The organism is Rhizobium brockwellii, assembly GCF_000769405.2.
Classification (GTDB): Bacteria; Pseudomonadota; Alphaproteobacteria; order Rhizobiales; family Rhizobiaceae; genus Rhizobium; species Rhizobium brockwellii.
Genome location: NZ_CP053439.1, coordinates 940378 through 962449 on the forward strand (window position 1 = coordinate 940378; position 22072 = coordinate 962449).

24 protein-coding genes are annotated in these 22072 nt (G+C 62.3%); 14 read left to right on the forward strand and 10 right to left on the reverse strand.

The annotated features are described in order from the left end of the window. Positions 1–70: 70 nt before the first annotated feature. On the forward strand, positions 71–580 hold the full coding sequence (locus RLCC275e_RS04795) for a P-loop nucleotide/nucleoside kinase family protein (protein ID WP_033180608.1): 510 nt from the start codon (positions 71–73) through the stop codon (positions 578–580). Positions 581–638: 58 nt separating this feature from the next. Here RLCC275e_RS04795 and RLCC275e_RS04800 read toward each other — a convergent pair whose 3' ends face one another. Then, a complete protein-coding gene (locus tag RLCC275e_RS04800) occupies positions 639–1106 on the reverse strand; it encodes a cupin domain-containing protein (RefSeq protein WP_033180607.1) in 468 nt (155 codons plus the stop codon). Positions 1107–1539: 433 nt separating this feature from the next. Here RLCC275e_RS04800 and RLCC275e_RS04805 point away from each other — a divergent pair, with 433 nt between their 5' ends. Then, complete coding sequence (locus RLCC275e_RS04805) at positions 1540–2358, forward strand: sugar phosphate isomerase/epimerase family protein (RefSeq protein ID WP_033180606.1); 819 nt, start codon at positions 1540–1542, stop codon at positions 2356–2358. A gap of 249 nt (positions 2359–2607) precedes the next feature. On the opposite strand, the gene RLCC275e_RS04810 is transcribed toward RLCC275e_RS04805, so the two are convergent. Continuing rightward, positions 2608–3651 carry a zinc-dependent alcohol dehydrogenase family protein gene (locus RLCC275e_RS04810; protein WP_033180706.1) on the reverse strand — a complete coding sequence of 348 codons (1044 nt, stop codon included), beginning with the start codon at positions 3649–3651 and terminating at the stop codon, positions 2608–2610. Between the two features lie 248 nt (positions 3652–3899). Between RLCC275e_RS04810 and RLCC275e_RS04815 the strand changes: the two genes are divergently transcribed. Continuing rightward, a complete protein-coding gene (locus RLCC275e_RS04815; protein WP_033180605.1) occupies positions 3900–4787 on the forward strand; it encodes a branched-chain amino acid aminotransferase in 888 nt (295 codons plus the stop codon). Between the two features lie 290 nt (positions 4788–5077). Here RLCC275e_RS04815 and RLCC275e_RS04820 read toward each other — a convergent pair whose 3' ends face one another. Continuing rightward, positions 5078–5980 (reverse strand): LysR family transcriptional regulator, encoded by a 903-nt coding sequence (locus tag RLCC275e_RS04820; protein ID WP_033180604.1) that lies wholly within the window; start codon positions 5978–5980, stop codon positions 5078–5080. A 138-nt stretch (positions 5981–6118) separates the two neighbouring features. Between RLCC275e_RS04820 and RLCC275e_RS04825 the strand changes: the two genes are divergently transcribed. The 4 genes from RLCC275e_RS04825 to nadE all read left to right on the forward strand — a co-directional run bounded on the left by RLCC275e_RS04825 (position 6119) and on the right by nadE (position 11511). Continuing rightward, positions 6119–7390: an HlyD family secretion protein gene (locus RLCC275e_RS04825; protein ID WP_033180603.1), complete on the forward strand. Its 1272-nt coding sequence runs from the start codon at positions 6119–6121 to the stop codon at positions 7388–7390. 119 nt (positions 7391–7509) lie between these two features. After that, a complete protein-coding gene (locus RLCC275e_RS04830; RefSeq protein ID WP_033180602.1) occupies positions 7510–9129 on the forward strand; it encodes an MDR family MFS transporter in 1620 nt (539 codons plus the stop codon). A gap of 30 nt (positions 9130–9159) precedes the next feature. Further along, positions 9160–10365, forward strand: coding sequence for an adenylate/guanylate cyclase domain-containing protein (locus tag RLCC275e_RS04835; protein ID WP_033180601.1), 1206 nt, complete (start codon positions 9160–9162; stop codon positions 10363–10365). A gap of 312 nt (positions 10366–10677) precedes the next feature. After that, complete coding sequence (nadE, locus tag RLCC275e_RS04840; RefSeq protein WP_033180600.1) at positions 10678–11511, forward strand: NAD(+) synthase; 834 nt, start codon at positions 10678–10680, stop codon at positions 11509–11511. Positions 11512–11552: 41 nt separating this feature from the next. On the opposite strand, the gene gstA is transcribed toward nadE, so the two are convergent. Next, the gene (gene gstA / locus RLCC275e_RS04845) at positions 11553–12236 is read right to left on the reverse strand and encodes a glutathione transferase GstA (RefSeq protein ID WP_033180599.1); all 684 of its coding nucleotides are present in this window, start codon (positions 12234–12236) and stop codon (positions 11553–11555) included. Positions 12237–12351: 115 nt separating this feature from the next. Here gstA and RLCC275e_RS04850 point away from each other — a divergent pair, with 115 nt between their 5' ends. Next, on the forward strand, positions 12352–12972 hold the full coding sequence (locus tag RLCC275e_RS04850; protein WP_033180598.1) for a TetR/AcrR family transcriptional regulator: 621 nt from the start codon (positions 12352–12354) through the stop codon (positions 12970–12972). Here RLCC275e_RS04850 and RLCC275e_RS04855 read toward each other — a convergent pair. Next, on the reverse strand, positions 12969–14210 hold the full coding sequence (locus RLCC275e_RS04855; RefSeq protein WP_033180597.1) for a multidrug efflux MFS transporter: 1242 nt from the start codon (positions 14208–14210) through the stop codon (positions 12969–12971). The two genes, RLCC275e_RS04850 and RLCC275e_RS04855, sit on opposite strands and share 4 nt — an antisense overlap. A 332-nt stretch (positions 14211–14542) precedes the next feature. Between RLCC275e_RS04855 and RLCC275e_RS04860 the strand changes: the two genes are divergently transcribed. Further along, on the forward strand, positions 14543–14887 hold the full coding sequence (locus tag RLCC275e_RS04860) for a nuclear transport factor 2 family protein (RefSeq protein WP_003557720.1): 345 nt from the start codon (positions 14543–14545) through the stop codon (positions 14885–14887). A 29-nt stretch (positions 14888–14916) separates the two neighbouring features. On the opposite strand, the gene RLCC275e_RS04865 is transcribed toward RLCC275e_RS04860, so the two are convergent. From RLCC275e_RS04865 to RLCC275e_RS04875, 3 genes are all read right to left on the reverse strand, one after another. Continuing rightward, a complete protein-coding gene (locus tag RLCC275e_RS04865) occupies positions 14917–15648 on the reverse strand; it encodes a sulfite exporter TauE/SafE family protein (RefSeq protein WP_033180595.1) in 732 nt (243 codons plus the stop codon). A 60-nt stretch (positions 15649–15708) separates the two neighbouring features. After that, positions 15709–16362 (reverse strand): class I SAM-dependent methyltransferase, encoded by a 654-nt coding sequence (locus RLCC275e_RS04870; RefSeq protein ID WP_033180594.1) that lies wholly within the window; start codon positions 16360–16362, stop codon positions 15709–15711. A 107-nt stretch (positions 16363–16469) separates the two neighbouring features. Continuing rightward, complete coding sequence (locus tag RLCC275e_RS04875) at positions 16470–16796, reverse strand: hypothetical protein (RefSeq protein ID WP_130707407.1); 327 nt, start codon at positions 16794–16796, stop codon at positions 16470–16472. 225 nt (positions 16797–17021) lie between these two features. Between RLCC275e_RS04875 and RLCC275e_RS04880 the strand changes: the two genes are divergently transcribed. Together RLCC275e_RS04880 and RLCC275e_RS04885 are read left to right on the forward strand one after the other, a co-directional pair. Beyond that, complete coding sequence (locus tag RLCC275e_RS04880) at positions 17022–17624, forward strand: superoxide dismutase (RefSeq protein WP_033180593.1); 603 nt, start codon at positions 17022–17024, stop codon at positions 17622–17624. A gap of 137 nt (positions 17625–17761) precedes the next feature. Beyond that, entirely contained in the window at positions 17762–18607 is an 846-nt protein-coding gene (locus tag RLCC275e_RS04885; protein WP_033180592.1) for a metallophosphoesterase, read from the forward strand. Here RLCC275e_RS04885 and RLCC275e_RS04890 read toward each other — a convergent pair. Further along, entirely contained in the window at positions 18604–19512 is a 909-nt protein-coding gene (locus tag RLCC275e_RS04890) for an AraC family transcriptional regulator (RefSeq protein WP_033180591.1), read from the reverse strand. The two genes, RLCC275e_RS04885 and RLCC275e_RS04890, sit on opposite strands and share 4 nt — an antisense overlap. Before the next feature lie 11 nt (positions 19513–19523). On the opposite strand from RLCC275e_RS04890, the gene RLCC275e_RS04895 reads away from it, so the two are divergent. Together RLCC275e_RS04895 and RLCC275e_RS04900 are read left to right on the forward strand one after the other, a co-directional pair. Continuing rightward, positions 19524–19688, forward strand: coding sequence for a hypothetical protein (locus RLCC275e_RS04895; protein WP_165403635.1), 165 nt, complete (start codon positions 19524–19526; stop codon positions 19686–19688). A gap of 1 nt (position 19689) precedes the next feature. Further along, positions 19690–20460, forward strand: coding sequence for an SDR family NAD(P)-dependent oxidoreductase (locus RLCC275e_RS04900; RefSeq protein WP_033180590.1), 771 nt, complete (start codon positions 19690–19692; stop codon positions 20458–20460). Positions 20461–20481: 21 nt separating this feature from the next. Here the strand turns inward: RLCC275e_RS04900 and RLCC275e_RS04905 are convergent, their stop codons facing one another. Next, the gene (locus tag RLCC275e_RS04905) at positions 20482–21174 is read right to left on the reverse strand and encodes a helix-turn-helix transcriptional regulator (RefSeq protein WP_033180589.1); all 693 of its coding nucleotides are present in this window, start codon (positions 21172–21174) and stop codon (positions 20482–20484) included. Between the two features lie 129 nt (positions 21175–21303). Here RLCC275e_RS04905 and RLCC275e_RS04910 point away from each other — a divergent pair, with 129 nt between their 5' ends. Continuing rightward, positions 21304–21939 (forward strand): LysE family translocator, encoded by a 636-nt coding sequence (locus RLCC275e_RS04910; RefSeq protein WP_017993395.1) that lies wholly within the window; start codon positions 21304–21306, stop codon positions 21937–21939. The last annotated feature ends 133 nt before the right edge of the window (positions 21940–22072 follow it).

The following is a 22072-nucleotide window of genomic DNA, read 5'->3' on the forward strand; positions in this document are numbered from 1 at the left end:
TGAAGTATTGCGCTGACCGCGAGCTGCCCTGACGTTCTCGTGGAGCCTCTCCAAAAACGACGAGGTCACGATGCTCATTATCTTCGGTGGTCTGCCTGGCAGTGGAAAGACGACGATTGCCCGCGCTTTGGCTAAGCGGTTGAATGCGGTGCATTTGCGCGTCGATACCATCGAGCAGGCAATCCGTGCCTCCGGAATTGCCGATGATGCCGGGCCTGCAGGCTATATCGTGGCTTACGGTATCGCCGGAGACAATCTGACACTCGGCAGAACCGTTATTGCCGACTCCGTCAACCCGCTCCGAATAACCAGGTCAGCGTGGCGTTCGGTCGCGCAGGCTGCCGGGGTGACAGCGGCGGAGGTCGAGTTTGTTTGCTCGGATAAAGTCGAGCATCGCAAGCGTGCTGAAACGCGCCTCACCGACGTCGAAGGTCTGGTGAAGCCGACATGGCAAGAGATTTCCGAAAGAGCCTATGACGAATGGCACGATGCAATCGTCATCGATACGGCTTCGAAAACGGTCGACGCCGTTTTGGATGAACTGGTGAGCCGATTGAAATCGCTACCGCCAAAAACCTAGCAGAGCCGAGGAGGGAACGCATGATGTCGTCCGAAAACGGCATCACGCACTCACGCCATCATGCCGCGAGGATGGTGATCCCGTACGAATTGGCGGCCGCAGTCATGCGAGCGATGGTTTCCGCCGAAGGGCTGGCCTTCGGTGGCTCGGTCGTGCCTTCCGCTTCGATAAACTCGGCCATCTCATGATCGACGACCGCGGAAAAGACCACGGGGACGGTTCCGCGGTTGGAATAGCCGTGCACCATGAAGGGCGGGATCGTGACGATGTCGCCGGCGCCGGCTTCGATCTCTTCGGGACCGCTATCGCTCAGGCGCCAGATCGTCAGCTTTCCCTCGAGGATGCGGAACACTTCCGGGCTCGCATGCGCATGTTCCGGCGTCCGGCTGCCTGACGGCACGGTGACGTCGAAGATATTGAGCCAGGTTCCGCTGATTCTAACCCGCCGCTCGACCCGGTCGCCGAGGACGAAAAAACGCTTTGACTCGTCGCTCGCAGGCATTTTCACAAATGAGTTGGACATCATGTCTCTTTCTTTTTCTTACAGGGCTTCTTCTTATGGGCTTTTTCTTGCGGGCGCAGCCGTTAGACCTTTGCGACGCCTTTGACAACCCGCCCTGTCGTTGGGGGTAACATCGCCGAACGCGTTCAAAGAAGCGCGGGACATCGGCCGAAGCGATGAACAAACGGCTCCGTTGCCAGGGGTTCAGCGCCGCTCGCGCGCCACTGCGTCACGAGACTGTCGGGGCCGATATCGGTACTTCGGGGCGTTTCCGCAAGGTCCGCCAATGTCGCATCAGCTATGCGGAAATGACTGAGGCCGGAGGGTTCTAAAGGCTCGGCGCCTGTAATACCGCCGACATAGAAGGGGCGCATAGAACGCGGCGGCCGTTCTTGGAGCCGTCCTTCCACGCCGTCCCGGCATTCACATTGATCATTCACATTGATGGAGCGCATCCATGTCCTCTCTTCCCGTCGTCGGCGCCGCCATGACGCTCGATGAAGTCGAACTTCACCGCGACTGGCTCTTCGAAAAGTCCCGCGATCTCGAATTGCAGAGCTTCGTCGATGCCGAGGTTCTCAACGGCGACTGGGCGCCGCTCGCCGCCCGCGCCAGGCGGCTTCTCGACGGTCATGGCGGCCGCCTCGGCATTCACGGCCCGTTCTGGGGCTTCACCATCGCCTCGGAAGATCCCGATATCCGCGCCGTCGTCACCCGGCGCCTGCTGCAGGGCCTCGATGTCTGCGCCGCCATCGGCGCGACGCATATGGTCATCCACAGCCCTTATACGTCCTGGTCCTACAACAACCTCGACGACAATACCGGCGCCCGCGAAGCTCTGGTCGAGCGCACGCACATGACCCTGCGCGACGCCGTCAGGCGCGCCGAGGATATCGGCTGCACCATGGTCATCGAGAACATCGAGGACAAGGATCCGCATAGTCGCGTGGCGCTTGCCGAGAGCTTCAACTCACCCGCCGTCGCCGTCTCGATCGATACCGGCCATGCCCATTATGCCCATGGCCATACCGGTGCTCCGCCGGTCGATTATTACGTCAAGGCCGCCGGCAATCGCTTGCAGCATGTCCACCTGCAAGATGCCGACGGATATGCCGATCGCCACTGGAGCCTCGGCGAAGGCTCGATCCACTGGCACGCCGTCTTTAGGGCCCTTGCCAAACTCGAAAGCAATCCGCGCCTAATCATCGAGATCAAGGACAAGTCGAAGATCCCGGCCTCCGCTGCCTATCTCGCCTCGATTGGCGTGGCTGAATAAGGGTCGTTGCAAAGCGGCCTGGCTCCCTCTTCTCCCCTCGGGGAGAAGGTGCCCGTAGGGCGGACGCGGGGGCCGCACGGCAGAACATTTATTATTGCCCTTCGCTTGCGCTCAGCGCATTCGCGGCTTTGCCGCTCACCCCCTCATCGCCTCGCTATCGCTCCGGCACTTCTCCCCGCTGGGGAGAAGAGGACAGCGGCGGCGCTTTGCTCCCTCCCGTGCTCGCTATGGACGGGAGGCGGAGTCGCCTTATGAAAACCGCGTAATCACGCTGATGCCCGTGGCCTCAGCTTTGTCGAGCGCCATCAGCGCCGGCACGGCCTCCTCGAGGCTGATGCGGCGTCCGATCAGCTTCTGCGGCGCGATCTTGCCGGCCGAAAGCATCGACAGCATGGCGTCGTAGCGCCAGGCCTGCATGCCGTGGCTGCCGTAGATTTCCAGTTCGTGGCCGATCACCTGCGCCATTGGAATCTGCGGCGTCGCGTGCTCGCCGAGCATAAGCCCCACCTGCACATGCCGTCCGCGCCGGCGCAGATTCTTGATCGAGTTGAAGCAGGTGACGGGATGGCCGAGCGCGTCGATCGAGACATGCGCGCCGCCCTTGGTGATCTCGCGCACTGCCTCCGCCACGTCGGAGACGCCGGATGCATTGACCGTCGCCACCGCCCCGCACTCCCTGGCGAAGGCGAGCTTCTCCTCGGAAATGTCGATGCCGATCGCATTCGCTCCGAGCGCCGTGGCGATCATAATCGCCGACAAGCCGACGCCGCCGCAGCCATGCACGGCGATCCATTCGCCAGGCCCGGTGCGCGCCTGGTCGGCGACGGCGCGAAACGAGGTGGCGAAGCGGCAGCCGAGGCTTGCTGCCGTCGCATCGTCGATCGTATCGGGCAGGTGCACCAGATTGGTGTCGGCATAGTCGATCGCCACATATTCGGCAAACGATCCCCAATGGGTGAAGCCCGGCTGGAACTGGTTCGGGCAGACCTGCTGGTTGCCTGAATGGCACTCCCCGCAATGGCCGCAGCCGGAAACGAAGGGCACGGTCACCCGGTCACCCACCTTGAAGCGCATCACGCCGCGGCCGGTGGCGACGATCCGCCCGGCAAGCTCATGTCCCGGCACATGCGGCAGCCGGATATCCGGATCGTGCCCCATCCAGCCGTGCCAGTCGCTGCGGCAGAGCCCGCTGGCCCCGACGGATATGACGACACCGTCCTCTGTCGGTGTCGGATCGGCAACGGTGCGGATTTCGGGCGCCTGTTCGAAGGCTTCGTAGAACATGGCTTTCATCGGCGTCTTCCCTTGCTGCTTATCCGCTGTTGCGCCCATCATCGCATGCGGCAGCCAGCCATTCCAACATTCCATTCCATCATTTTTGCTGATGCACCCATCGATGAAGCTGCCGTTGCTGCGCACGAATATTGCGGCCTGGCGCCATTCCCCGGCATTTTCTTGCTTCCGTGTTTTCGCTCGGGATTTGTCCTTGACCCGGCTTGCCGCGGCGGTTTTTCCTTCTCCGGCTTCAGGAGGAAACCATCATGGCCGTCGATACATCACCCCGTTCCACCACCTGGACTCATGTCGATGGAGAATGGCTCCCCGGCAATCCGCCGCTGATAGGGCCGACGTCGCATGCCATGTGGCTCGGCTCCACGGTCTTCGACGGCGCCCGCTGGTTCGATGGCATCGCGCCGGATCTCGACCTGCATTGCCAGCGCATCAACCGCTCGGCGCTCGCCATGGGCCTGAAGCCGGTGAAATCAGCCGAGGAGATCGTAGCGCTCGCCTGGGAAGGTGTTGCGAAATTCGATGGCGCGACGGCGATCTATATCAAGCCAATGTATTGGGGCGAACACGGTTCGCCCGGCAGCGTCGTCGCCGTCGACGCGGAATCGACCCGCTTCGCGCTCTGCCTGTTCGAGGCGCCGATGGGCGGCCATGGCGGCACCAGCCTCACCGTCTCGCCCTATCGCCGCCCGTCGCCGGAAACGGCGATGACCGAGGCGAAGACCGGCTCACTCTATCCAAACAGCGGCCGCATGATCGCCGAGGCGCGCAGCCGCGGTTTCGACAATGCGCTGGTGCGCGACCTGAACGGCAATGTCGTCGAGACCGCCTCCTCGAACGTCTTCATGGTCAAGGACGGCGTGGTGATGACGCCCGCCGCCAACCGCACCTTCCTTGCCGGCATTACGCGGGCTCGCGTTATTGACCTGCTGCGCAAGGCCGGTTTCGACGTGCATGAAGCAGCGTTCTCCGTCGAGGATTTCATGCAGGCCGACGAGATCTTCACCACCGGCAACTACTCCAAAGTCGTCGGCGTCACCCGCCTCGACGGCCGCGACCTACAGGAAGGCCCGGTCACCCGCAAGGCGCTGGAACTCTACATGGACTGGGCCTTCGGCCGCAGCGAGAGCGAAGAGTGAGCAGCGGTTCGGCGCAGCCGAAGCAATCGATCCAGTGAATCGATTGCAGATGCGAACGCCCGGAGCGCAAGCGCAGGGCTGGAGAGGTCGCCTCTCGCAGAATTGAGATCTGCATCCACCCCCCTCTGCCCTGCCGGGCATCTCCCCCACAAGGAGGGAGATTGGACGGGCGCGATGGTTTCCCAAAACAATTGGCCGTCACATCAATCGCAAATTAGGGCGAGGCATGGCCGCCTGCACCCGAGCCCATTCGCAAAAAAAGTGAGAGCAGAGCTACCCGGAGCGCACCCTCACGTCATCCACTTCCGATGTTCCGCAAATCTCTCCGCCAAGAGGTCGATGAACAGCCGCACCTTCGTCGGCAGATGGCTGCGGTTGGGATAGACCGCGTTGATGTTGAATTCCACCGGCCGGTAGTCCGGCATGATCTTCACCAGCCGCCCTTCGGCGATGTCGTCGAACACCACGAAACTCGGCGCCAGGAAGATGCCCCGCCCGGTCAGCGTCAGGAAGCGCAGCATCTCGGCGCTGTTGGAGACGACATTGCCGCTGATCTTGACGCTTTCCTTGTTGCCGTCGCCATCCTCGAAGCGCCATTCGTCGCCATAGGGGTAATAGGCATATTGCAGGCAATTGTGGTCGGCAACCTCGGCCGGCGTCTTCGGCATCGGATGGCTCTCGAAATAGGTCGGCGAGCAGACGAGCATATGGCGCCAGGGCGTCAGCTTGCGCGCGACGAGCGACGAATCCGGCGGCGGTACGGTGCGCATCACCAGGTCGTAGCCATCCTCGATCATGTCGACCATTCGCTCGCCGACGCTGAAATCGAGTGAGATCGACGGATAGAGTTCCATAAATTCGCCGACGACCGGCAGCAGGAAACGCACGATGGCGCTGCTGGTATAGACCTTCAGCGTGCCGCGCGGCGTCGTGCTCAGTGCGCCTGCCGTCCGGTCCGCCTCTTCCAGCTCGGCCAGGATCTGCAAAGAGCGCTCATAGTAATATTTGCCGGTTTCGGTCAGGCTGACCTTGCGCGTCGTGCGGTTCAGCAGCCGCACGCCGAGCCGGTCCTCCAGTGACTGCACGTGATTGCCGACCATGGTGACGGACATGTTGAGCCGGCGCGCGGCGGCGGAAAAACCACCGCATTCCACCACCCGGCCAAAGACTGTGAGGCTTGTCAGCCGATCCATATTGCCCTCGGATTATCCGCTGAGAGTTGATGATCCTTCCCGATTTAAGCAGATTATCAAAATAAATGTCAGGGTGCATTTTCCGTCTCATCGAACATGGCCTTTCACAGAGGAGGCCAACGGTGAAGGAGAATGACGATGGTCGAGTTACCCCACAGGCAAGTTTTCGAAAGTGCCAGGCAGGCCGAGCAGATCCTGGCCGAGGAAGCCGCCAGGGCGCCTGCCGCCGAGGCGCCCCCCATGCCCGTCTCTGAAGCGTCGGTCGCCGAAGCACCGGTCGCGGAAGCGCCTAAAAAGACCGGCCGCCGCATCGTCAAGCGCGCCGTCCTTGCCGCCGCGCTGCTTGGCGGCGTCGCTTTCGCAGGCGATTTCGGCTACCGCTACTGGACGGTCGGCCGCTTCATCGAATCCACCGATGATGCCTATGTGAAGGCCGATTACACCACCGTCGCTCCGAAGGTCGCCGGCTATATCAGCCAGGTGCTGGTCAACGACAATGACGCGGTCAAGGCCGGCCAGGTTCTCGCCCGCATCGACGACCGCGACTTCCAGGCCGCACTGTCGCAGGCGAAGGCCGATGTGAAGGCGGCTGAAGCCGCCATCACCAATATCGACGCCCAGATCTCCCTGCAGCAATCGGTGATCGAGCAGGCGAGGGCGACGATCGATGCCTCGCAGGCATCGCTGGATTTTGCCGTATCCGATGCCGCCCGCTCGGCCCGCCTGATCACCAACGGCGCCGGCACCCAGTCTCGCGCCGAGCAGACCCAGTCGGCCCGTGACCAGGCCGCCGCCGCCGTCGAGCGTGACCGGGCAGCCCTCGTCACGGCTCAGAATAAGGTGCCGGTGCTTCAGACTGAGCGTGAGCAGACGGTTGCCCAGCGTGACCGTGCGGCCGCCGCCGCCCAGCAGGCAGAGCTCAATCTCTCCTATACCGATATCGTCGCCGCCGTTGACGGCACGGTCGGCGCCCGATCTATCCGGGTCGGCCAGTATGTCACCTCGGGCACGCAGCTGATGGCGGTCGTGCCGCTGCATGCGGTCTATGTCGTCGCCAATTTCAAGGAAACGCAGCTGACCTATATCAGCCCCGGCCAGTCGGTCGAGATCAAGGTCGACAGCTTTCCCGACATCTCGATCAAAGGTCATGTCGACAGCGTTTCGCCGGCAAGCGGCCTCGAATTTTCGTTGCTGCCGCCGGACAATGCCACCGGCAATTTCACCAAGATCGTCCAACGCATCCCGGTCAAGATCGTCATCGACGACGAGGCTCTGAGCGGCCTGTTGCGCTCGGGCATGTCGGTCGAGCCCGAAATCGATACCAAGGCTGCCCAGACCCAAGCTGCCGAGACCAAGCCTGCCCAAGCCTCTGGGGCGGCCAAAGAGGGATTATCCAGCCACGCTGGATGATCCTTCCTTTGCTTCCCGAATTATCCCGATCATTCCCGAATGATCCCGATCATTCCCTGAATGATCACCCGAACCCCGTCATGAGAAAGTTTCCCGCGAGAGCTGGAAGGAGATAAGCCATGGCCACTCTTCAGATCGCCGCAAACGGCAATTCGCTGGCGCGCCCCGCCGCCGCAGCGCCTGTGGCACCTGCCGTCATGAGCCCGCTGCGCATGTGGACAGCCGTTGTCGGTTCGACGCTCGGCGCCTTCATGGCCGTCCTCAACATCCAGATCGTCAACGCCTCGCTTGCCGATATCCAGGGCGCGATCGGCGCCGGCACGGATGACGGCGGCTGGATTTCGACCTCCTATCTGATCGCCGAGATCGTCGTCATTCCGCTCAGTGCCTGGCTGGCGCGGGTCTTCTCGCTCCGCAATTACCTGCTCACCAACGCCATCCTCTTCCTCATCTTTTCCGTCGCCTGCGCCTTCGCGGCCAATCTGCAGCAGATGATCATCCTGCGCGCCATTCAGGGATTTTCCGGCGGCGTGTTGATCCCGATGGCCTTCACGATCATCATCACGCTGCTGCCCAAGGCCAAGCAGCCGATCGGCCTTGCGCTCTTTGCCCTGTCTGCCACCTTCGCGCCGGCGATCGGCCCGACGATCGGCGGTTACCTTACCGAGAACTGGGGCTGGGAATATATCTTCTACGTCAACCTGGTGCCCGGCGCGCTGATGGTCGGCATGCTCTGGGCCTCGCTCGATCGTGGACCGATGAACCTGAAGCTGCTCGCCAAGGGCGACTGGCCGGGCATCGTCACCATGGCGATCGGCCTTGCAGCCCTGCAGACCGTGCTGGAAGAGGGCAACAAGGAAGACTGGTTCGGCTCCGATTTCATTGTTCGCCTGTCTGTTATCGCCGCCGTCTCGCTGACGCTGTTCCTGATCATCGAGCTGAAGACCGCCAATCCGCTCTTGAACCTTCGCCTGCTGGTGCGCCGCAACTTCGGCTTCGGCATTGTTGCCAATTTCCTGCTCGGCATTGCGCTTTACGGGTCGGTCTTCGTGCTGCCGATCTATCTCACCCGCATCCAGGGCTATAATTCCGAGCAGATCGGCATGGTTCTCGCCTGGACCGGCATCCCGCAGCTGCTGCTAATCCCGCTGGTGCCGCAGCTGATGAAGCGGTTCGATGTGCGCCTGCTGATCGTCGTCGGCTTTGCCCTCTTCGCCGCTTCGAACTTCATGAACGTGCACATGACCGGCGATTATGCCACCGACCAACTGTTCTGGCCGAACATCGTCCGCGCCATCGGTCAGGCGCTCGTTTTCACCCCGCTTTCGGCGATCGCCACCGCAGGCATCGAGCAGGAGAATGCCGGTTCGGCTTCGGCGCTCTTCAACATGATGCGCAATCTCGGCGGCGCCTTCGGCATCGCCTCGCTGCAGACCTTCCTGTCGAAGCGCGAACAGTTCCATTCGAACATCCTGACCAACTCGGTCTCGGTCTTCGAGGAAGCCACCCGCGATCGCATCGCCAGGCTCACCGGCTACTTCATGAGCCACGGTGTCAGCGATCAGGCGCTCGCCAGCCACAAGGCCGTCGTCGCCATCGCGCTCAAAATACGCAAGCAGGCCAATATCATGGCCTTCAGCGACACCTTCTTCCTGCTCGGCGTCGCCCTCGTCGTCGCCCTGCTTGCAAGCCTACTTCTCAGAAAACCCGGTCAACTCTCCGGCGGCGGCGCTCACTAGTGCCCCGCCTCCCTTAAGGAGGAAAAAGCCATGACAACTGCGATCTATGCCCCGGATACCGACAGACTCCAGCCCAAGGCAGCCGGCCATTCTGTCAGTGTCGGCGCACTGCTCTCCATCATCGAATGGCTCTCCGGCGACGAATGCCACGTGCTCGACGAAGCAGGCCTGGTTTCCGGGCTTGGCCGCCGGCTTCAGGCGGTCGGCCTGCCGGTCGACCGTCTGACCCTGCATCTGATGACCCTGCATCCCGAATTCATCGGCCGCACCATCGCCTGGGCGCCGGGCGAGCCGGTCGAGATCCACGACCGCGAACACGGCGCGCGGGTCGCCATCGCCAATACGCCGCTGCGCAAGGTCATGGAAACCCGCGAACCGCTGGTCGTCGATACCGGCGAAAGCGTGCATGGCCGCTGGCAGCATATCGATGTCTTCGCCGATCGCGGCCTGATGCAGCTCGTCATCGCGCCGCTCTGCAATGTCGACGGTCCGGTCAGCGCCGCCGTCTTCGGCACGCGGCGGCCGGGCGGATTCACCGCCTCCGAGCGTCAGGTGATCGAGCGCATCCTGCCGGCGCTGCGCAACACCAGCGAGTTGCGCATTCTGCGCCAGGTTGAGCTCAGCCTGCTCGATACCTATATCGGCCCGCTGACGGCAAGCCGCATCCTGGCCGGCCGCATCCGCCGCGACCAGATCGAATCGATGGAGGCGGCACTCCTGCTCTGCGATCTGCGCGGTTTTACCGAGCTGTCGAACCGGCTGCCCGGCAGCACCGTGCTCGGCCTGCTGAACGCCTATTTCGACAGGATCGTGCCGGCAATCACCCGCGAGGGTGGCGAGGTGCTGAAATTCATGGGCGACGCCGTGCTCGCCTTCTTCCCGGGCTACGACGCGGTCCATTCCTGCGGTGCCGCCCTGGCATCGGCCCGCGCCATCCTCGATGAGATCGACCATTTCCAATATGATGGCATCGGCGTGAAGGCTGGCATCGCCCTGCATTACGGCGAGGTCAGCTACGGCAATGTCGGCTCCGGCCGCCGCCTCGATTTCACCCTGATCGGCGGCGACGTCAATCTGGTCAGCCGTATCCAGACCGCCTGCAGCGAACTCGGAGAGGCCGTGCTGATGTCGGCGCCGTTTCGCGACGAGGCCGGGGCAGGGGATGTGGTGTCGGTCGGGGCGCACAGGCTGAAGGGTTTTGCTGATCCGGTGGAGCTGTTCACGATCGTGCGGTAGGTGCGCGACGCCACCCCCCTCTGCCCTGCCGGGCATCTCCCCCACAGGTAGGGAGATCGGCAAGAAGCCATGCTTCGCCCCAAATTTACGATTCATGTGACGGCCAGTTGTTTGGGGAAGCCACCGCGCCCATCCAATCTCCCTCCTTGTGGGGGAGATGCCCGGCAGGGCAGAGGGGGTGCTGCACCCACCGAGATACCAAACCGCCCACTTGCATAAAATGCATGGCAGGTCTGCCCGAAACGGTTTCGTCTTCCCCCATCTTTTCGCCATAGTGGCGCCGAAATTCCGTAAGCAGGGAGGAAGAGGCTTATGACTGTGCTGTTCGACGAACAAGGCGAGATCATCCGCGAACTGGGTGTCGCCGCCGATATCGACCCTGAGCGCGAGATCGAACGGCGAACCGCTTTTCTCAAGGATTATCTCGTCACCTCGGGCATGCGCGGCTACGTCCTCGGGATCAGCGGCGGCGTCGATTCGCTGACGGCGGCGCTGCTGGCTCAAAAGGCGGTGCGCGAGCTGCGTGACAGCGGCCATGCGGCCGAATTCATTGCCGTGCGCCTTCCCTACGGTGTCCAGGCGGATGAGGCGGATGCGGGAAGGGCGCTGGAAACGATCGGCGCCGACCGCTCGATGGTGGTCAATATCAAGGCGCCGGCGGATGCGATGCTTGCCGCCGCGCAGGACGGCGGCCTCGCCTTTGCCGATGCCGGCCGGCAGGATTTCATCCTCGGCAATATCAAGGCGCGCCAGCGGATGATCGCCCAGTTCGCTCTTGCCGGGGCGCTTGGCAGCCTCGTCATCGGCACCGATCATGCGGCCGAGGCGGTCATGGGTTTCTTCACCAAGTTCGGCGATGGCGCCGCCGATATCCTGCCGCTCGCCGGCCTCAACAAGCGCCGCGTCCGCCTGCTGGCAAAGCGGCTCGGCGCCCCGGACGAGCTGGTGTTCAAGGTGCCGACCGCCGATCTCGAGGACCAGCGGCCGCTGCGCCCCGACGAGGAGGCCTATGGCGTCAGCTATGACGAGATCGACGATTTCCTCGAAGGCAAGCCGGTCGGCGAGATCGCCCGCCGCCGCATCCTCGCCGCCTATCGGGCGACTGCTCACAAGCGCGCTTTGCCGGTGGCGGTCAGCGCGCTCTGACGGTCGCCCAAGCGCGGGATGCGCGGGCGCAAGCTGGGGATTTACGGTCTGACCGGCTCTCCTGTTCGTCCTGATGAAGCGAGATAGGCATGCGGCGCGAAATAGACGCCGTCGGCATCGAAGGCCTCGAGATCTTCGGCCTGCAGCGCCTCGCGCACCTTCGGTCGTGCCGCCACGCGGGCCATGAAGCCGTGCAGCGCCGGCCATTGCTTGAGATCGATGTCGGTCCAGGGCGACCAGTTCAGGCAGACGAAGAGATAGGCATCCGCCACCGTGAACGCATCGCCGGTGAGATAGGGTCCGGCAAGGCGACCGTTCAGCCAGGCCAGCCGCTTCGAGATCAGCGCGCGGACCTCCCCATGAACGCTGGAATAAATCGGACTGAAGAGCAACACCATCGGCTTGTGCAGCTCCGCGGTGATGAAGTTGAGATAGGATTGCACCTCGTTGCGGCGGATGTTGCCGACCTCAGGCAACAGAGCTGCCCCTTCGGGCACGCTGTCGGCGAGGAACTGGACGATGGCCGGCCCCTCTGTCAGCACCTTGCCATCGTCGAGCATCAGCGCCGGCACATAGCCGTTGCCGTTGATCGCAAGGTAATCCTCGCCGTCGCTCGTCCTGTGGGTCTGCCGGTCGACCTGGACGAGCTCGATATCGAGCCCCAGCTCCCGGCAAATGATGTGCGGCGAAAGCGAACAGGCGGCTGCGTGCATGTAAAGTTTCATTGCGGTTTCCTCCCCTTGCGGAGGCGGTCTATGCCGCCGGCCGACAGTGTTGAATATCTGTACTGTTTCGCATAAAATAACTCTCGTCAAGAATTTAATGCGAAGCGGTACAAATATGAAAGACGAGAAGAAGCGCGGCCGCCCGAGGGCCTTCGATGCCAAGGCGGCAATCGGCAAGGCGCGGGATGTCTTCTGGGATAGGGGGTTTGCCGCCGCCTCGCTCGACAATCTGAGCGCTGCGACCAACCTCAACCGCCCGAGCCTCTACGGCGCCTTCGGCGACAAGGAGGATCTCTACCTCGATACGCTGGAGGGCTATCGGCAGGACGGCATGAATACGCTCGCCGAGGCGCTCGACCCGTCACTGCCGCTTCGCGACAATATCGCCCGCGTCTATGCCGGTGCGCTGGCGATCTATCTGCATGGTGAAACCGCCGCCCGCGGCTGTCTGCTGATCGGCACGGCATCGGCCGAGGCGGTCCAGCATGAGCGGGTCCGCGAAGTGCTCGGCCGCAGCCTCAACGATTTCGACGACGAGATCGAAAAGCGCATGCGCCTTGGCGTGGAAAGGGGCGAGCTTCCCCAAAGCGCCGATCCGCAGATGCTTGCCAGGCTCGCCTCCGCCATCATGCATTCGCTCGCCGTCCGCGCCCGCGCCGGCGACAGCCGCGAGACGCTGGAAGCGATTGCCCGGTCAGGCGTCGAGCTGATCTGCGGGAGTGCCAATAATCCTTAGGTCGAGTCCCGAGTCTCCGCATCCCTCGGCCGTACCACCCAGGCATAGGCCGCACCTGCGACAAGCAGCACGGAGGTGCCGAGGAACACCGCCCGCATGCCGATATGGCCGCCGACGAAACCGCCAAGGATAGGGCCAGCCACCTGGCCGACATATTGCGAGGAAATCGAAAGCCCGAGAATGCTGCCGGCCGCACTATCAGGCACGCTGTGGCGGATCACCGCGGCGATGCAGGGCAGCAGCCCGCCGAGTGCCACGCCCATCAGGAAGCGCAGGATGATCAGTTGCCAGGAACTGGTGACGAAGGCCTGCGGGATCAGCAGCAGCCCGGCGACGGCGAGCGCGCCTGAAATCACCGGCCAGTGGCCGATCCTGTCGGCGAGCTTGCCGAGCCATGAGGCCGACAGGATGCTGCCGAGGGCGGCCGCCGACATGACGATGCCCGATACCATCGTCACCTGGGATTCCAAGGGCACGAGCTGCGCGACATAGACGGTGATGATCGGCTCGATCGACATATTGGCAAACATCAGCAGCATGCCGGTCGCCAGCATGGCGATGACGGGCCGCTTGTCGGCGATGGATTTCCAGCCGCCGCTGGCCTTGGCCGCCTTTTTGCGGGCCGGCGATTTCTCTTCCTTGATCAGGAAGGCCGTGGCGAGGAAGGCGAGGAAGATCATGCCGCCGGCGGCGAGAAACGTGCCGCGGATGCCGATAATGGGCGGCAGCGCACCGCCGATCAGCGGCCCCACGAGATTGCCGGCCATGATGCCGGAAGAGAGCACGCCGAGTGCCCAGGCCGAACGGTCCTTCGGCGTCTGCGTCGCCACCAGCACCATCGAGCCGGAGGCATAACCGCCGGCAAGCCCGACGAAGAGGCGCAGCGCCACCAGCTGCCAGACATTGCCGGCCATGCCCATCAGCGAGATCGCCAGCGTCATACCGAGGCTGGCGCGCACCAGCATCAGCTTGCGGCCGTAAATATCGCCGAGCCGCCCCCAGAGCGGCGCGACGAGAGCCGCGGCGAAGAAGGTGGCGCCATAGGCAATGCCCGACCATTGCACGATGTCAGCATGGTCGCTGACGCCGAGTTCCTCGACATAGAGCGGCAGGAAGGGAAGCAGCAGCGTCATCGCCACGATGGTGGTGAAGGAGCCGATCAGCGAGATGGTGAGATTGCGCCTCCAGTGGATCGAGCCCGGCCTGGCGCTGGCGGCGTCCAATTGCGTATCGGTCATTCTCTCGGCCTCGGCATGGATCGCGCGGGCGAAGTTCCGCGCGCCTGATAAAACGATGTGTCCTTTGCCGCGGCGATCAGATCGGCGCGGGTGAATGTGTCCTGAAGATCGAGCTTTTCGAGGTCGAGCGCATAGGCCGTAGTGGTGCATGCGCTCGCCGTTACAGGGCGGGCACGCGCTGATATAACCGCGCTATGGCCCATCCTTCAAGACGGCGCTTTCGCATCGGTGACCTGTCTTTGGAAATGAGAGCCGCAATCTGGACCCTCTCGGGCAAAAGTGCTACACACGACCGATTGCATGATGCAATCGGTTAATCCGAGGACATTGCCATGAGCGACATGCGCACATCCCGAGAGCAGACCGTCCGTCATCTCTACGCCGCCTATCTCGACGACCGCAAGGATATCGTCGGCGCCATGTTGACGGAGGATTTCACCTTTTCCAGTCCGCGCGATGACCACATCGACCGGGCGACCTATTTCGAGCGCTGCTGGCCGAAGGAGCCGGTCTTCCGCGGCTTTGACATCGAATTCCTGGCGATCGAAGGCGACGAGGCGGTCATCCGCTATCGTGCCGAAAAACGGGATGGCGGCAGCTTCCGCAACATCGAGAGCTTTCGCTTCCGCGGCGACAAGATCGCCTCCGTGGATGTTTATTTCGGCCGGAATCTGTAACCCCGGCCGGCATGGTGATCGCCCTGTCTTCACAGGAGCCGCATTGCCGATGTGCCGATGATGATCATCGAGACCGCCACCATCAGCGGCTGCACCGGCAGCCGTTTGACGAGGATCGCGCCGAAGGGGGCAGCGATGACGCCGCCGATGATCAGGCCGATCGCCGAATTGAGCTCCGACCAGCCGAGCGTCAGCATGAAGGTCAGGGAAATCGTCAGCGTCACGGCGAATTCGGTGAAATTGGTCGAGCCGATCACCCGTTTCAGGTCATGGCCGCGGCTGACCAGCGAACTGGTGACGATCGGCCCCCATCCGCCGCCGCCGATCGCATCGAGCACGCCGCCGCAGAACCCGACGGGCGGCACGATCCAGTCGCGAACATCCCGCTTCGGCGGCGGCCGAAAGGCCTTGTAGAGGATCACCAGTCCGATCGCGATCAGATAGGCCGATACGAAGGGCGCGATCACCTTGCCGTCGATATTGGCCAGCAGATAGGCGCCGATCGCACCGCCGATCATGCCGGCCGGTGCAAGCCGCGCCACCAGGCGCCAGTCGACGTTGCGATGATAGGCATGCGAGATGCCCGAGGCGGCGGTGGTGAACATTTCCGCCACATGCGTCATGGCACTGGCATTGGCCGCCGGGACCCCGAAGGCGAGAAGGCTCGTCGTCGACAGTACGCCGAAGGCCATGCCGAGCGCGCCGTCGACGATCTGCGCGCAGAAACCCACGACGATGAAAAAGAAGATATCCGATGTCATGCAGTTCCCTCAGACGAACGGTAGCATCAGAATAAGCGACGCGGGAAAAAATTTCCGCTCTTAGCCGGCAAGTCCGCGCTGCTTCAGCCGGACGATCTTGAAGAAGCCGTTTGGAAAGACCGGAAGAATATCGGTAGCGGCAAAATCGCCGCGGCGCTCCGCCCAGGCGACGATGCGGTGAATGCGGAAGGCCGACGACCAGCCGATGTGACGCACCAGCGGCGCCACCGCCGTCTCGATCGCGCCCTGCAGACCGGCGCCATCGCCAAGCTTGCTGGCAAGGATGATCTCGCCGCCCGGCCTCAGCACCCTCGCACATTCGTCAAGCGCCCGTTCGGGTTCGGGGATGAGCGTGATGACGAATGGCAGGCAGACCGCATCGAAAGACCGGTCGGCAAAGGTGAGAGCATGCGCATCCATCACCTCCAGCGCCTGCACTTGCTCAAGGTTTTCGCGTTTCGCCTTTTCGCGTGCCCGGGCGATCATATGTTCGGAAATGTCGATGCCGGTCACCCGGCAGTGATGCGGGTAATGCCCAAGCGTCAGTCCGGTGCCGACGCCGATCTCCAGAATATCGGTGCCGGCTGCGGCTGCGAGGGCTGCAAGCTTGCGGTGGCCATCGCGCAGGATGCCGCGATAGACCCGGTCATAGACCGGTGCCCAGCGCTGATAGATTTTTTGCTGCTCTTCCGCCCTGCTGCGAAGCGCTGACATGCCGCACCTCCCTAAAGCCCAGGCTTTCAACTCCCAAACGTAGCCTTCGGTTCCCCAGAAATGTGACCCAAGGCACAACCCAGCTTGGTGAGCAGCCTCATAGCGGCCTATTTTGCCGGCATGAGACCAAGCGTCTTGGCGTCCAGCTCGCTGCCGATCTCGACGGTCTTCTTTTGCTTGTCGTAGACACAGATCTGGGCGATCCGCCCCTTGGCGCCTTTCGGCTTGCCGGTCACCAGGGCAAGCCCGTAGTGCGAGCTGCCGAAGGGATCGACGGTGGCGCTGGGCTTCTCGATCGTAACCGCTGCCTTCTTGCATTTGGCCTCGACGTCGGCGGCGAGCTGCTTCCAGGCGTCATCGGAGGAGGCATGCGCCGCACCTGAAAGCGAAAGCAGCGCGGCGGCAGCGAGAGGCTGGATTATTTTCCTGTTCATATCGGGTCTCCGTTGATCTCCATATCAGGCAAAGTGGTTTTCGGGGCGGGTATTCCCGTTGATTTGCCCAGGCGATTTCTACGCACGACTCCAACCCTGTAACTGAGGCAAATTTTCCTCCGGCCAGTCGTTTTTTGATAATTCGCCGGTTGCCTCTCCCCCTTTCCCCTCCTATGTTCCGCCTCACCTGCCGAGACGCAATCTATTGCCAAGAGGAGATCTGACATGGCTTTCGAATTGCCTGAACTTCCCTATGACTACGAAGCGCTTGCTCCCTTCATGTCGAAGGAAACGCTGGAGTTCCACCACGACAAGCACCACAAGGCCTATGTCGACAACGGCAACAAGCTCGCCGCTGAAGCCGGTCTTTCGGACCTCTCGCTCGAAGACGTCGTCAAGAAGTCCTTCGGCACCAATGCCGGCCTCTTCAACAACGCCGCCCAGCACTACAACCACATCCATTTCTGGAAGTGGATGAAGAAGGGCGGCGGCGGCAACAAGCTGCCGGGCAAGCTCGAAGCGGCCTTTGCCTCCGATCTCGGCGGCTACGACAAGTTCAAGGCCGATTTCGCCACTGCCGGCGCCACCCAGTTCGGCTCCGGCTGGGCCTGGGTTTCCGTCAAGAACGGCAAGCTCGAAATCTCCAAGACCCCGAACGGCGAAAACCCGCTGGTTCACGGCGCCACCCCGATCCTCGGCGTCGACGTCTGGGAACACTCTTATTACATCGACTATCGCAACGCCCGCCCGAAGTACCTCGAAGCCTTCGTCGACAGCCTGATCAACTGGGACTATGTCCTGGAACGCTACGAAGCAGCCACGAAGTAAGCGGTATCAGGCTCGCCGCCCTGGCGGCGATGTCGTCAGCCTCTTAGAATTTTACACCCGGCGCCTCAAACGCCGGGTGTTTCGTTTTCACACGAAGCCGTCACATCCCTGTCATCGGCCGCTCCTAATCACGCCCCATGTCTTCTTCCTCTTCTCCCCTGTTCTGCTTCGGCATCATCGCCGACCCGCAATATGCCGCGATCGCGCCGCATGTGGCCATGGATCGCTATTACGCCAACAGCCTCGCCAAGGTTGCCGCGGCGATCGAGGTCTTCAACGGTGAGGAACTGAGCTTCGTCATGACGCTCGGCGATGTCATCGACCGCGGCTTTTCAAGCTTCGACGATATCCTGCCGGTCTATCAGACGCTCAGGCACCAGGCGCTCTTCCTGCTTGGTAACCACGATTTCTCGGTCTCTGAAGGACACTTGTCCGAAGTCGCCGCGCGCCTCGGCATGCCATCGCCCTATTACAGCTTCTTGCGCCACGGCTGGCGCTTCATCGTGCTCGACGGCAACGAGGTCAGCATCTTCGCGCCGCCCGAGGGCCATCATCATCGGGCGCTTGCCGCTGAGATGCTGGCGGAGCTGCAGGCCAAGGGCGCCGGGAATGCCCATCGCTGGAATGCCGCGCTGAGCGACGAGCAGTTCGCCTGGCTTGGCGATGAAATCGCAAAAGCGGCTGCGGCCGGCGAGAAGGTGATCGTCATGAATCACTATCCGGTGCATCCGCCCGGAGAGCACGGCATGTGGGACAGCGAGCGTATCGTCGCGCTGCTCGCATCCAGCAGCAATGTCGTTGCCTATCTCAACGGCCACGACCACGTCGGCAATTACGGCATGGCCGGTGCCTGCCACTTCGTCAATTTCAAGGGCGTGGTCGACACCGAGACGGAAAACGCCTTCGCGATCGTCGAGGTCCATGCCTCCAGCATCGAAATCCGCGGCTTCGGCCGCGAGGTGAGCCGCACGCTGTCCATCTAGCTGATTGCCGGCTCAGCCGGCATCGCCTTCATGTCACTGATGTCGCGCTTCGGTGGTGTCCCGAACATGCGGGCATATTCGCGGCTGAACTGGGAGGCGCTCTCGTAACCCACCTGATAGGCCGCGTTTGCTGCGTTGAACCCATCGGTCACCATCAGCCGCCGGGCCTCGAGTAGCCGCAACTGCTTCTGATACTGCAGCGGCGTCATCGTGGTCAGGATTTTGAAATGCTGATGGAAGGAGGAAGGGCTCATCCTGGCTGCCGCCGCAAGCTTTTCCACCCGGACGACGTCCGCAAAATTACCGCGTAACAGGTAGATGGCCTCGGCCACGCGGCGCGTATGACTGTCGGGCAATGCAAGCTTGCAGACCTCATCGCCATTTTTTCCGGAAAGCAACCAGAAACTGATCTCTCGCATGATTGCCGGATGAAGGATTGGGATCGCTTTGGGCGTTGCGAGCGTCCGGATCAGTCTCAGTATGCAGTCCTGCAGCTCGGGGCCGAATTCTTGTACGAAAACACCTGGCCCGCCGTCGCCTGCCGGCTTCGGCGGTGCATCCATCTCCTCCAGCACCTCGCGCAGGATAGTGACGTCGAGTTCCAGGTTGATGGCGATCATCGGCCGTTCGGCACTGGCTTTCGTCACCTGTCCGAAGGCCGGCATCTCGACGCTGATGATCAGCGCTTGCATCGCTTCGTAGTCGAAGAGGCGGTCTCCGAACATGAGCTGCTTGGCGCCATCGACGATGATGCAGAGTGCCGGTCGGTAGATCGCCGGTTTCGGCATGGAGAGAGTGCTGGACCGCATCAGGAAAAAACCGTCAATAGCGGTGGCAAAGAGCCCGTCACCTCCGCCATGTGCATCCATGTACCCATTGAGCGCCTGCTTCAGATCTGCGGACATCTTCGTCTCCAATGAACGCCGGGTCGGTCTGCCGCGCCGGTGAGGATGATCTTAATCCCTCAGCCTGGCTGGGCAAGGTGTTTGGAGGAATAGGCAAGAAATTGCAGGGTTTCGGCATTCAGGAATTCAGGCTTGCGGCGCATAAACTGGTCTATCAAAACATCAGGAGTACCTGAAATGCCCAACCAAAATTCAACCTCGAAAATCGCAATCGTAACCGGCGGAAGCCGCGGCCTGGGCCGCAATACGGTCGTCAATCTGGCAAGGAGCGGCGTCGATGTGATCTTGACCTACAACTCGAACCGCGACGAGGCGGAGAAGGTCGTCGCTGAGATCGAGGCGCTGGGCCGCAAGGCCGCCGCACTTCAACTTGATGCCGGCAACGTGGCGGCGTTCGATGCCTTTGTCGAAAGTGTTCGCGAGATCCTCAAGGGCTGGGGGCGTGAGCATTTCGACTTTCTCGTCAACAATGCCGGCACCAGCTACCACGCCCCGATTTCGGAGACGACCGAAGCGGAGATGGACAAGCTTTACAACCTGCATTTCAAGGGGGTCTTCTTCCTCACGCAGAAGCTCCTGCCGGTGATCGAGGACGGCGGCCGCATCGTCAACCTCTCCAGCGGTCTTGCCCGCATGGCCATGGTCGGCGCCTCGGCTTACGGCTCGATAAAGGGCGCAGTCGAGGTGCTGACGCGCTACATGGCCAAGGAGCTTGGCCCCCGCGGCATTGCCGTCAATACCGTCGCCCCGGGCGCCATCGAAACCGATTTCAGCGGCGGGATGGTCCGGGACAATCCGGACATTAACCGTGCGGTCGCCTCCATGACCGCATTGGGCCGCGCCGGTGTGCCCGACGATATAGGGCCGATGATCGCTTCCCTCCTGAGCGATGCCAACCGTTGGGTAAACGCCCAGCGCATCGAGGTTTCGGGCGGCATGTCGCTCTGAATAATCGCGATTGTCGAATAGCTAGACGGCGATCGGTTTCTCCGTCCATCCACTGGTCCAGAGTTCCCGCAGGCGGTCGCCGTCGCCCTTGAAGAAATCCTCAGCTGTCGTGCAGTGCTCCACCCGGTCGCTGCGGAAATTGCGGATCGCCTGGCGCAATTCGCACCAGGCGACGATATTGGCGGTCTGTGAATAATAGATCAGCGCGACCGGCCGGATCGTCCGTTCGCTGGCGCGGCCGAGCTCGTCGCGGTAGCCGAGCAGCAGCTTGCGTTCGTCACGGATCGCGCGGCGCACGATCGCCAGGTCGAAGCCTGCCGGCTGCGCGATCGAGCCCCAGGCGTAAAGCGCTTTGTTGTCCATCGCCTGGCGCAGCGGCGCCGGCACGGCGCCTGATATCTTCCGGTTGACCCGGCGTGCGGCCTGTTTCAGCTCCTCGTCCGCGGTGCGTTCGAGCAGCGCCAGCGACAGCACGATCGCCTCCATCTCCTCGATCGAAAACATCAGCGGCGGCAGGTCGAAGCCCGGCCGCATGATGTAGCCGATGCCGCGCCCGCCTTCGATCGGCACCCGCATTGCCTGAAGCGCGGCGATGTCGCGATAGATCGAACGCACGGTCACTTCGAGCGTCTCGGCCATGACAGCCGCCGTCATCGGCTTTCTTGCCAGCCTGAGGATCTGAATGATCTCGAAAAGCCGCGAGGCCTTGCGCATTTTACCTCTCCATCCGTCACGCTCCTGACAATACACTGTCAGTTGGGTTTGCGTATAGAGCCGCCTATCGGATTGAAATCAATCAGGGTCTTTTGAAAACGGCCCGCAGAACCCAAGGCGGTAACTGACATGAACTACCATGAAAACCTCTGGCTCTTCTTCACCCTTCTCTTCGGCATCATCATCGTGCCGGGCATGGACATGCTCTTCGTGCTCGCCAATTCGCTGACCGGCGGCGTCAAGCGCGGGCTGGCGGCGACCGGCGGCATCATGGCCGGCGGCGCCGTGCATTCGGCCTATGGCGCGGCCGGCGTCGGCGTGCTCGTCACCATGTTGCCGCAGCTCTTCAACGTGCTGCTGTTTGCCGGCGTCGCCTATATGATCTGGATCGGTATTTCGCTGATCCGCAGTTCGATCACCGTCGAGGCGGTCGAGCCGGGAACCGCACGCTCCGGCTGGCGGGCCTTCCGCCAGGGCGCTGTCACCTGTCTGGTCAATCCGAAGGCCTATATCTTCATGTTTGCCGTCTACCCGCAGTTCCTCAGGCCGGAATATGGCCCGATCTGGATGCAGGGGCTAATCATGGGCGTCATGACTGTTGTCACCCAGTTCGCCATCTACGGCACGCTGGCGATGACGGCCGGCCGCAGCCGCGACCTGCTCGTCGCCAATCCTGACGTCACGGCCTTTGTCGGCCGCTTCGCCGGACTGCTGCTGGTTGCGGTTTCCGCCTTCAGCCTCTGGCAGGGGTGGAAAAGCGCTTGAGCGCCACTGCATGTCGCCCGGAAGTGTGCAGCGGTTCCGGGATAACGACATGCATAAAAGCAGAGAACGGCCTATCACATTGTTTTTATGATGCTCCGGCAAAACGTGACTGCCAGGACGCATGGATTTTGTC